At 71.3% G+C, this 11,086-nt stretch carries 8 protein-coding genes, 1 tRNA gene and 1 pseudogene; 9 read left to right on the top strand and 1 reads right to left on the bottom strand.

Annotated elements, in window-relative coordinates; translation table 11 throughout:
* The 9 genes and pseudogenes from I59_RS08795 to I59_RS08755 all read left to right on the top strand — a co-directional run.
* Positions 1-1,015: pseudogene (locus tag I59_RS08795) on the top strand (DNA primase); the annotation flags it as partial.
* 958 nt (positions 1,016-1,973) lie between these two features.
* A complete protein-coding gene (locus I59_RS08790) occupies positions 1,974-3,590 on the top strand; it encodes an ABC transporter substrate-binding protein (protein ID WP_022903551.1) in 1,617 nt (538 codons plus the stop codon).
* Positions 3,591-3,682: 92 nt separating this feature from the next.
* A complete protein-coding gene (locus I59_RS08785) occupies positions 3,683-4,780 on the top strand; it encodes an ABC transporter permease (RefSeq protein ID WP_022903550.1) in 1,098 nt (365 codons plus the stop codon).
* A 2-nt stretch (positions 4,781-4,782) separates the two neighbouring features.
* Positions 4,783-5,778 (top strand): ABC transporter permease, encoded by a 996-nt coding sequence (locus I59_RS08780; RefSeq protein WP_022903549.1) that lies wholly within the window; start codon positions 4,783-4,785, stop codon positions 5,776-5,778.
* Positions 5,775-7,547: an ABC transporter ATP-binding protein gene (locus I59_RS08775; RefSeq protein ID WP_022903548.1), complete on the top strand. Its 1,773-nt coding sequence runs from the start codon at positions 5,775-5,777 to the stop codon at positions 7,545-7,547. The genes I59_RS08780 and I59_RS08775 overlap by 4 nt, the downstream gene beginning before the upstream one ends.
* A 147-nt stretch (positions 7,548-7,694) precedes the next feature.
* Positions 7,695-8,651: an ATP-binding cassette domain-containing protein gene (locus tag I59_RS08770; protein ID WP_022903547.1), complete on the top strand. Its 957-nt coding sequence runs from the start codon at positions 7,695-7,697 to the stop codon at positions 8,649-8,651.
* Positions 8,648-9,673 (top strand): D-isomer specific 2-hydroxyacid dehydrogenase family protein, encoded by a 1,026-nt coding sequence (locus I59_RS08765; RefSeq protein WP_022903546.1) that lies wholly within the window; start codon positions 8,648-8,650, stop codon positions 9,671-9,673. The genes I59_RS08770 and I59_RS08765 overlap by 4 nt, the downstream gene beginning before the upstream one ends.
* An 87-nt stretch (positions 9,674-9,760) precedes the next feature.
* Positions 9,761-9,833: transfer RNA gene (locus tag I59_RS08760), tRNA-Asn, on the top strand.
* A gap of 173 nt (positions 9,834-10,006) precedes the next feature.
* Positions 10,007-10,483 carry a hypothetical protein gene (locus I59_RS08755; RefSeq protein ID WP_022903545.1) on the top strand — a complete coding sequence of 159 codons (477 nt, stop codon included), beginning with the start codon at positions 10,007-10,009 and terminating at the stop codon, positions 10,481-10,483.
* Positions 10,484-10,539: 56 nt separating this feature from the next.
* On the opposite strand, the gene I59_RS08750 is transcribed toward I59_RS08755, so the two are convergent.
* Positions 10,540-11,013, bottom strand: a complete 474-nt coding sequence (locus I59_RS08750; protein WP_022903544.1) for a hypothetical protein — start codon at positions 11,011-11,013, stop codon at positions 10,540-10,542.
* Between the last annotated feature and the right edge of the window lie 73 nt (positions 11,014-11,086).

Below are 11,086 nucleotides of genomic sequence, written 5' to 3'. Positions count from 1 at the left end.
GCCGACCCGAACGCCAACGGCGAGTCGTTTTCACTTCGACCCGGACGAGGCGGGGCAGCGTGCCGCCTCGCGGGCGTTCGCCGAAGAGCAGCGGTTCGCCGCCCAGACCTTCGTCGCGGTGGCGCCCGACGGCCTCGACCCGTGCGACCTCCGGCTCGCGCGCGGCGACGACGCCATCCGTCGCCTGGTCACGAACAAGCGCCCGATGTTCGAGTTCATGATCCGCCGGACCCTCGACGGGCACGACCTCGAGACGGTCGAGGGCCGTGTCGGTGCCCTCCGCGCCGCGGCGCCCGTGCTCGCGACCATCCGCGACCGTTCGCTCACGCAGGGCTACGTGCGCGAGCTCGCCGGCTGGCTCGGCCTCGACATCCCCGAGGTCCGTCGCGCGGTCGAGAACGCTCGCCAGCGAGCGCGCGGCGCGCAGGACGATCGGTCTGGAGGCACGGTGCCGGTCGCGCAGGCCGGTCCCGGTGGTGAGTTGGTCGCCCCCGCGGACGAGCCGGTGGCCGGACTCCGGTCACTGCCGAACGACCCGATCACCCGCATGGAGCGCGACGCCGTGATGGCGATGGTGCAGCAGCCCGGGCACGTCGGTGCGCCACTGCTCGGCCTCGCAGCGGCGGCCACGTTCTCGGCGCCGATGCTCGCCGTCGTCCGTGACGCCGTCGTCGCGAACGTCGACGCGGTCGGCGCGGGCGACTGGCTCGACCGGCTGCTCACCGACGTGCCGATGCCGCTCCGGGGTCTCGTGCAGGAGCTCGCGCTGTCGCCGATCCCCGCCCGCACCGACGAAGACCTCGCGCTCTACTGCCGGAGCATCGTCGTCGCCCTCGTCGAGCGCGACCTGCTCGCACGCAAGGCGTCGTTGCTCGGGCAGCTGCAGCGGGCCGACCCGCACGAGCAGGCCGACCGTCGTGCGGAGATCCAGCGGCAGCTCGTGGACATCGACGCGCAGCGGATGCGGTTGCGGGCGGACTCCGAGGCTGCTGCGGCCGCTGCCGGCCAGCGCTGAGCGGGCGGCCCCGGGCGGCCGGCCAGCGCTGAGTGGGCGGACCCGGGCGGACCTGGGCGGACGGCTGTTCGCTGGCGGGGCTCGGCTGGCGGTCACAGTTGGTCGCAGGAGGTGTCGGGCGTGCGTGCAGCGGGCGGCACGTCGTGCGACCAGCGCGGGACGAGCACGGCATGTCGTGCGACCAACACCGCGACCGGCGCCGCGCCCCCGGTCCTGCCCGCCCCCGGGCCGGTCGCGACTCCCCGCCGCCGCGACGCCGGGCGGTCACGAACGGTCGGTCCCGCGCGCGCCAGGCGACAGTTCGTGACCGGTGGCCGGAGCTGAGCGGGGAGTCGTGACCCCGCGCCACGCCCACCGCGCCGCCTTCGGGTCGCTCCTGGTCGCAGGAGGTGTCGGGCGTGCGTGTGGCGGGCGGCACGTCGTGCGACCAGCGCGGGACGAGTACGGCATGTCGTGCGACCAACACTGCGGTCGGCGCCGCGCCCCGGTCCTGCCCGCGGTTCTGCCCGCCCGCCGGCCGGTCACGACTCCCCGCCGCCGCGACGCCGGGCGGTCACGAACGGTCGGTCCCGCGCGCGCCAGGCGACAGTTCGTGACCGACAGCCGGAGATGAGCGAGGAGTCGTGACCCCGCGCGCCAGGCGACAGTTCGTGACCGACGGGCGGAGCTGAGCGGGGAGTCGCGACCGCCCACCCAACCACCAGCCGAGTCGCCCCCGCCCCGCCCCCTCCGACGCCCGATGTTGCCCGACGCAACGATCGTGCACGACACGCCGAGACCGACCGGCGACATCATGCGCCACACGGCGCGGCGCCGCATTACAGCGGTGTAAACAAATCGCCCTCAGTTCGCTGACTTCCGTGACAGGGTGGTACCAATGAGCGTTCCTGACCGGGCACACAGTCGTTCCACCCGCCGGTCAGGACTCCTGCAATCATCACCAGAGAGGTACACGGACATGGCATCCGTCACCAAGTGGGGCAAGCGCGGCATCGCGCTCGGCGCCGGGGCAGCAGCGACGGCGCTGGTGCTGACCGGCTGCGCGAGCAGCAGCGTGTCGTCCACCGACCTGAACGGCCTGACGATCGGCACGACCGACAAGATCACGTCGCTCGACCCGGCCGGCTCGTACGACAACGGCTCCTTCGCCGTGCAGAACCAGGTGTTCCCGTTCCTGATGAACACCCCCGTCGGCAGCCCGGACGTCAAGCCGGACATCGCGACCAAGGGCGAGTTCACGAACGACACCACGTACGAGGTGACGCTCAAGAAGGGGCTGAAGTTCGCGAACGGCCACGACCTCACGTCGAGCGACGTGAAGTTCTCGTTCGACCGCGAGCTCAAGATCAACAACGAGAACGGCCCGCAGTCCCTGCTCGCCAACCTCAAGAGCATCGACACCCCGGACGACACCACGGTCGTGTTCCACCTCGACCACGCCGACCAGACCTGGCCGCAGGTGCTCTCGAGCCCGGCCGGTCCGATCGTCGACGAGCAGGTCTTCTCCGCCGACAAGCTCACCCCCGCGGCGGACATCGTCAAGGGCAAGGCGTTCGCCGGGCAGTACGAGATCACCTCGTACAAGGAGAACGACACGATCCAGTACAAGGCGAACAAGGAGTACGACGGCCTCCTGGGCAAGGCGAAGACCGACGAGGTCACCGCCAGCTACTACACCAAGGAGACCGACCTCAAGCTCGCCGTGCAGCAGGGCGACGTCGACGTGGCGTACCGCTCGCTGACGCCGACCGACATCGCCGACCTGCGCAAGGACGACAACGTCAAGGTCACCGACGGCCCCGGTGGCGAGATCCGCTACCTCGTCTTCAACTTCAAGACGCAGCCGTTCGGCACCGGCCAGTCCGACGCCGACGAGGCGAAGGCCCTCGCGGTCCGCCAGGCGGTCGCGGACGTCGTCGACCGCGAGAAGCTCGCGAAGGACGTGTACAACAACACGTACTCGCCGGTCTACTCGATGGTCCCGGACGGTCTCACCGGTGCGGCGACCCCGTTCAAGACGCTCTACGGTGACGGCAACGGCGGCGCCGACGTGGACAAGGCGAAGAAGACCCTGTCCGACGCCGGCGTCTCCGGCAAGGTGCAGCTCGACATCCAGTACGCGCCGGACCACTACGGCTCGACGTCGGACGACGAGTACGCCGAGCTCAAGACGCAGCTCGAGAACTCGGGCTTGTTCACCGTGAACATCCAGTCGACGGTCTACACGACGTACGCGGTCGACCGCACGAAGGACGCCTACCCCGTGTACCAGCTCGGCTGGTTCCCGGACTTCTCGGACGCGGACAACTACCTGTCGCCGTTCTTCACGAAGGACAACTTCGTGCAGAACCACTACGACGACCCGACGATCCAGAAGCTCATCGCCGAGGAGCAGGCCGAGTCGGACGCGTCCAAGCGCGCGGACCTCATCGAGCAGGCGCAGCAGCAGGAGGCCGAGCAGATCTCGACCCTGCCGCTCCTCCAGGGCAAGTCGATCGCCGTGGCCGGCAAGGACGTCAAGGGCCTGACCCTCGACGCGTCCTTCAAGTTCCGCTACGCGACCCTCTCCAAGTGACAGCGACCCTCTCCGAGTAACACCGATGTGACCCCAGGGGGCGCTCCCGACCGGAGCGCCCCCTGACCACGTCCCGAAAGGCACCCCACCCCGTGACCCTCACGAACCCCGAGGCGATCGAGACCGAACCCACCAAGCCGCAGGCACAACGTCGTGCCCGGGGCGGCGGTGGCGGTCTCGGCCGGTACGTCCTCGTCAGATTCCTCCTGATCTTCCCGACCGTCTTCATCCTCGTGACGCTCGTGTTCTTCCTGATGCGCGTCATCGGGAACCCGATCACCGCGTCCGTCGGCGGCCGTCTGACGCCCGACCAGCTGCAGGAGCGCCTGCACGCCGCCGGGTACGACCGCCCCGTGCTCGTGCAGTACTTCGAGTACCTCGGCAACATCGTCCGGTTGAACTTCGGCGAGACGTCGACCGACCACCGGCCGATCACCGAGATCATCCTGCAGTACGGCGGCGCGACGGCCGAGCTGGTCTTCTACGCGCTCATCGTGGCGCTCGTCCTCGGCATCCCGCTCGGCATGCTCGCCGCCTACGTCCGTGACAAGTGGCCGGACGTGCTCTTCCGGGCTCTCGCGATCCTGACGTACGCGACCCCCGTGTTCTTCGGCGGCCTGCTGCTCAAGCTCGTGTTCTCGGTCTGGCTCGGCTGGCTGCCGCTCGGCGACCGTGCATCGACGCGGGTCAGCCTCGTCCTCGACAACATCCCCGGCGCCACCGGCATCTACATCGTCGACGCGCTCCGCACCGGCAACGCGCAGATCATCGGGGACGTGCTCGCGCACGCCGTCCTGCCCGCGCTGACGCTCGGGCTGCTCACCGCCGGCATCTTCCTCCGCCTGGTGCGCGCCAACATGATCGGTTCGCTCGGCTCCGAGTACGTCGACGCGGCCCGCTCGCGCGGCGTCCGGGAGGCGCGGCTCGTCCGGACGCACGCGTTCCGTCCCGCCCTCGTGCCGATCATCACGGTCATGGGACTCCAGATCGCCATGCTCCTCGGTGGTTCCGTCCTGACCGAGACCACCTTCGGGTGGCGCGGGCTCGGCTTCGAGCTCAACCAGTACCTGTCGGCCCGCGACTTCGTCGCGGTCCAGGGCATCGTCGCGATGCTCGCGGTGATCGTCGCGGTGACGAACTTCGTCGTCGACGTCGTCGCCGCGCTCATCGACCCGAGAGTGAGGTTCTAGCGATGGCCGACACCGCCCTCGTCGACCGCCACGAGCCGCTGTGGAAGCGTCTGCCCGTGGTCGTCCAGCTCCGCAGGAGCACCGGCTGGCAGCGCGCCATGCTCGTCACCGGCGTGGTCATCTGCGCCCTGTACCTCGTCGTCGCGATCGCCGCACCGCTCATCGCTCCGTACGGCTTCGGCCAGCTGCAGTCCGCCGACGGCCAGGGCTTCCCGCGCACCGCGGCCCCGAGCCCGGAGCACATCTGGGGCACCACGGTCGGCGGGTTCGACGTGTTCAGCCGCACCGTCTACGGCGCCCGGACCGCGGTGCTCGTGGTCATCGTCGCGGTCGTCGTGTCGATCACGATCGGCGTCATCCTCGGCATGGTCTCCGGCTACCTCGGCGGCTGGCTCGACCGGGTCCTCGTGGTGGTCGCCGACGCGATCTACGCCTTCCCGTCGCTGCTGCTCGCGATCGTGGTCTCGATCGTCGTCTCCGGCGGCAACTCGAGCTACTCGGGCGGCATCATCGCGGCGGCCATCTCGATCACCGTCGTGTACGTGCCGCAGTACTTCCGCGTGGTCCGCGCGGAGGCAGTGCGCCTCAAGAACGAGGCGTTCGTCGAGTCGGCACGCGTCGTCGGCACGAACCCGTGGCGGATCATGACCCGGCACGTGCTCCGGAACTCCACGCGGAGCCTGCCGCTCATCCTGACGCTGAACGCGAGCGACGCGATCCTGACGCTGGCGGGCCTCGGCTTCCTCGGCTTCGGCATCGGCCCGACCTCCGGCGCCGAGTGGGGCTACGACCTCAGCCGCGCGCTGTCCGACGTGGCGTCGGGCATCTGGTGGACGGGCGTCTTCCCCGGTGTGGCGATCGTCGTGCTCGTGCTCGGTGTGACCTTCATCGGAGAGAGCCTCAACGACATCTCCGACCCCCGTCTGCGTGCTCGCCGTCGCTTGAAGCAGCTGGTGTCGCGCAAGCAGGCGGCCGGCACGGAAGGAGCAGCAGCATGACGGACGCGACGAACCGACCCAGCGCAAGCGGCCAGTCCGACGTGACCGGCCAGTCCGACGTGACCGGCCAGCCGGGCGCGACCAAGCGCCTCCAGGCCGGCGACACGACGACCGAGGCGGTGGCCGTCGTCGACGACCTGACCGTCACGTTCGCCACCGACAACGGTGCCGTCGACGCCGTCAAGGGCGTCAGCATCGACGTGCGACCCGGCGAGGTCCTCGCCCTCGTCGGCGAGTCCGGCTCCGGCAAGTCCGTCACCGCCAGGAGCATGCTCCGGCTCATGCCGGAGACCGCCACCCTCGGCGGCGCGGTGTACCTCGACGGCACCGACGTGATCAGCGTCGGCGCGGGCAAGCTCCGCGAGCTCCGCGGCACCGCCGGTGCGATGGTCTTCCAGGAGCCGTCGACCGCGCTGAACCCGGTCTTCACGGTCGGGTGGCAGATCGCCGAGGGGCTCCGCGCCCACGGCGGCGTCTCCAAGAAGGAGGCCCGGGCCAAGGCGATCGACTACCTCCGCCGTGTCGGGATCCCCGACCCCGAGACGCGGGTCGACCACTACCCGCACCAGTTCTCCGGCGGGCAGAAGCAGCGCGTCGTGATCGCGAGCGCGCTGGCCCTCGAGCCGAGCGTCATCATCGCCGACGAGCCGACGACCGCGCTCGACGTGACGGTGCAGGCGGAGATCCTCGACCTCCTCCGGCGCTGCCGCGACGAGTTCGGCGCCGCGATCGTGATCATCACGCACAACATGGGCGTGGTGGCCGACCTGGCCGACCGCGTCGCCGTGATGTACCAGGGCGAGATCGTCGAGGAGGCCCCGGTCCGCGAGCTCTTCGCGGCGCCGCAGGCCGACTACACGAAGCGCCTGCTCGCAGCCGTGCCCCGGCTCGAGGCGTCGACCGGCTCGGCGCGCCGGGCGGCGATCTCCGAGGACGTCGAGCCGCTGGTGTCGGCGCGGGGTCTCGAGATCGAGTACCCCGGACGCCTCGGGTCCCACGCCTTCAGGGCCGTGAAGGGCGTCGACCTCGCGATCCGCCCCGGCGAGGTCCTCGGCCTCGTGGGGGAGTCCGGCTCGGGCAAGACCACCATCGGTCGAGCGATCGCCGGTCTCACCCGTGTGACCGGCGGCTCGCTGAACGTCCTCGGCACCGAGATGCTCGGGTACCGTGAGCGCGACTTCAAGCGGCACCGGAAGGACATCGGGTTCGTCTTCCAGGACCCGGCGACGTCGTTCAACCCGCTGCTCACGATCGCGGAGTGCGTGGCCGAACCGCTCGTCGTGCACGGCGAGGTCCGGAGCCCCCGGGCCGCGCGCAAGCGGGTCGACGAGTTGCTCGAGGCCGTCCAGCTGCCCGCCGCGTACGGCGACCGCTACCCGCACGAGCTCTCCGGTGGGCAGCGTCAGCGTGCGTCGCTCGCCCGGTCGCTCGCGCTCCGGCCGAAGCTGCTCATCGCGGACGAGCCGACGAGTGCGCTCGACGTGTCGGTGCAGGCCCGCGTGCTGGAGCTCTTCCTCGAGCTCCAGCAGGACCTCGGGTTCGCGTCGCTGTTCATCAGTCACGACCTCGCGGTCGTCGGGGCGCTCTCCGACCGGATCGCCGTGCTCTACCGGGGCGACCTGGTCGAGACGGGCACGACGGCGCAGGTCCTCGGCGCGCCGCAGCACCCCTACACGCAGCGGCTGCTCGCGTCGCTCCCCGTGCCGGACCCGGCGGAACAGGCCGAGCGACGGCGTACGCTGGAGGAACTGGAGCGCGTCGGGTCCTGACCCGACCGGACCGGCCTGGAGGCGCGACCCGCGTCGTCGACGCACCTCGCGCCTCCAGGCGGTCGCCTCCGGTGCCGTGCACACGCGGCGACGACCTCCCACGTCGCCGCGCGGACCGCCGCCAGGGGGCGGCGTGGAAGGGGACCCATGATCGCGGTGAACGGACCGGCGGTCGTCGCAGACGACGTCTCGATCGAGTACCGGAGCGGACGAGCGGGGGAGCCGATCCGCGCCGTCGACGGCGTGAGCCTGTCGCTCCGGCAGGGCGAGATCCTCGCGGTCCTCGGCGAGTCCGGCTCCGGCAAGTCCACCCTCGCGGCGGCGATCGCCGGTCAGCTCGGCGCGCACGGCGAGGGCGAGGGGGCGTACCGTCGCCAGATCGTCGGCGGGGAGCTGACCGTCCTCGGCCAGAGGACCCGCGGGCTCCGGGCATCGTCCCGCAAGCTCGAACGGCTCAGCGGCCGGATCGGCTACCTGCCGCAGGACGCCGCCGACCGCCTCAGCCCCGACCTCACCGTCGGCGAGGCCGTCGCGGAGCCCATCTACGTCCGCGACCGCCGCTTCGGCCGGAAGGAGGCCGGGCTCATGGTCGCCCGGCTGCTCGACGCCGTGCACCTGCCGCTCGGGTCGATGCGTCTCAACACGTGGGAGCTCTCCAGCGGGCAGCGGCAGCGCGTCGCGCTGGCTCGGGCGCTCATCCTCGAGCCGCAGCTGCTCGTCGCCGACGAACCGGCTCGTGGCGTCGACGTCCTGGTCCGGCAGTCGGTGCTCGAAGCGCTCGCGAACCTCCAGCGGAACCGCCAGTTCTCGGCGATCGTGGTGTCGAGCGACCTCCGCGAGGCCAGGGCACTCGCCGATCGCGTCGCCGTGATGGCCGACGGCCGCCTGGTCGGCCTCGGCACCTTCGACGACGTGCTCGACAACCCGGTCGACCCCTACGTGAAGACCCTCGCCGCCACCGCCGCGCGCCCGGTCAAGCGTCGTCCGGCCGGCGGTGCTGCTGCCGCTGCCGCACCGGCCGCTCCCCGCCGGTCCTCCGCGCCCCGTCGTCCGGTGGCCGCTGCCGGGACCGGACCCCGCACCGACCGACAGGAGCAGGCATGAGCGCCGAGACCGCAGCCCCGACCCCGGCCGGCACGCGAGGACACCGAGCCGTCGTGACCGACCACGGCGCACCGCTGCGGGTGGCCCCGCCGACCGCCGGTCCGGTCGCGATCCTGCCGTCGCCCGCCGACCTCCACGTCGCGGCCGTGCAGGACGCCGGCGGCACCGTGTCCGCCGTGGGCGAGGACACCCGCGGCATCGTCTGGCTCGACCCGCGCGACCCGGACGGGCTCGCGCGGGCCCTCGACACGGCGCCTTCGGTCGGCTGGGTCCAGCTCCCGTTCGCCGGCGTCGACGCCTTCGCCGGGCTCATCGCGGCGCACGGCGACCGGGTGCTGTTCACCTCCGCGAAGGGCGCGTACGCGGAGCCGGTGGCCGAGCACGCCCTCGCGCTCACCCTCGGCACCCTCCGGGTGCTCCAGAAGCGCGCGCGAGCGACGTCGTGGGCGACCGAGCCCGAGGGCGTGTCGCTCTACGGGCGGAACGTCCTGGTCATCGGCGCCGGCGGCATCGCGCTCGAGTACATCCGGCTGCTCGCCCCGTTCGACGTCACCGTGACGGTCGTCCGGCGCTCGTCCTCGCCCGTCGAGGGCGCCGACCGCACCGTCACGACCGACCGGCTCGACGAGGTCCTGCCGGACGCCGACGTCGTGATGATCGCCGCCGCCATGACCTCGGGCACGGCGAAGCTCCTCGGCGCCCGGCAGTTCGGCCTCATGAAGCCCTCGGCCCGGCTCGTGAACATCGCCCGCGGCGGCCTGGTCGACACCGACGCGCTCGTCACCGCTCTCCGCGAGGGGACGATCGCCGCAGCGGGCCTCGACGTCACCGATCCCGAGCCGCTCCCGGACGGGCACCCGCTCTGGGACGAGCCCGGGGCGGTCATCACCCCGCACCAGGCCGACACCCCCGAGATGGTCGCCCCGCTGCTCGCCGAGCGGGTGCGTGCGAACACCACGGCGTTCCTCCGTGGCGACGGGGAGGGGTTCGTCGGGGTCGTGGACCCGGTGGCGGGCTACTGAACCGCCACGCCCGGGGTGCGGCGACGATGCGGTGAGCGGGCTCCGGGTGCTGCTATGCTGTTACCCGTTGTTCAGCAGAGCAACTGATCCTCGATAGCTCAATTGGCAGAGCAGCCGGCTGTTAACCGGCAGGTTGTTGGTTCGAGTCCAACTCGGGGAGCGTCAGACCCCCACCGTTCGCGGTGGGGGTCTTTTGCGTCCCCGGATTCTTCGCGTCCCCGGGCTCTCCGCATCCCCGGGTTCTCCGCGTCTTCGGTGGTCCATGGCTCGGAGTCTTCCCCGCCTTCTTCAAGCGCGCGTGGAGCACGAGCCTGTTAGCGTTCTCAGGTGCGCATGCCCAGCCTCATCCTCGCCGTGACGGTCGTCGTCGCGACGGGCGCACTGCTGCAGGGCTGCACGTCGTCGGATCCGACGCCAGAGGACTCCTCAGCGGGTTCGGCCGGAGTGGGCACGGTGACCGGGAGTGCACCGATCATGTTCGCGTTCACCTGTCGTACCGGCTCCGGTGCCGGGACGGAGACGTACACGACGTACTCCGCCGTGTGGGAAGACCGCCGCGCGGAGTGCACCGCGTTCCGGACGACGGGCAGCGTTCTCTCCACGCAACAGGCCGCCGCGGTACGAGCCGCCCGGGGCGCCGCGGCGCTCGACGAGCTCGCCGCGGGGTGCGCCGTCCGCGGAGCCGGTGCCTGGGTGCGCCCGGTGACCGAAGCGAGGGCAGCTGACATCGCCGCCGGCCTCCTCGCCTACTGCCCCGGACACCCGGAGCACGAGCGACTGCGCGAGGCGTTGGCGACGTACCGCAGCTGAGCGGCACCTCCGAGTCCCGCTCCCTCGAACGGGTGCGACGCCCCGCGTCGCTTCCGTCACCCGCGCTCGATGAGGAGCGTGCCGTCCCGGTTGTTGTCCTCGATCGTCCCCTGCTTCGCGATGTAGACGTCGAGGTAGTCGACCCGGAAGTGCTCGAGCTGTCCGCTCGACTCCGAGAGGAACGTCCGCACCTGCCGAGGCATCGTCCTGCGGTCGTCCTCACCGACGACGATGGCACTGAACGGGCCGTTCTGCGGCTTCATCGTGCCTCGCTCGGGGAAGTAGATCCGCCAGGTGTTCGCGCTGAACCTCGCGAAGAGCACGTTGTCCGTGTCCTCGCCGCGGACCGTGAGCGCTTCGTCGAGCAGGGCGATCCCGCTCGGCCGGGTCGTCGCCACCGCCTTGCCGAGCACAGCGACGGGGACGAGCAGGGCAGCGACGAGTGTGACTCCGACGACACGGACGACGGGCGAACGCGACGCAGCGAGTCGGCCGTACCCGATCGCCGCCAGCGCGATGACGAACGGCATCCACGCGTCGTATTAGTACGGCAGCGAGACGTTCGCGACCAGGATGTAGAAGACGAGGAAGACGCCGAGGGCG

The organism is Curtobacterium sp. B8 (assembly GCF_000333315.1).
Classification (GTDB): domain Bacteria; phylum Actinomycetota; class Actinomycetes; order Actinomycetales; family Microbacteriaceae; genus Curtobacterium; species Curtobacterium luteum.
This window is presented reverse-complemented; position numbering and strand designations above follow the sequence as displayed.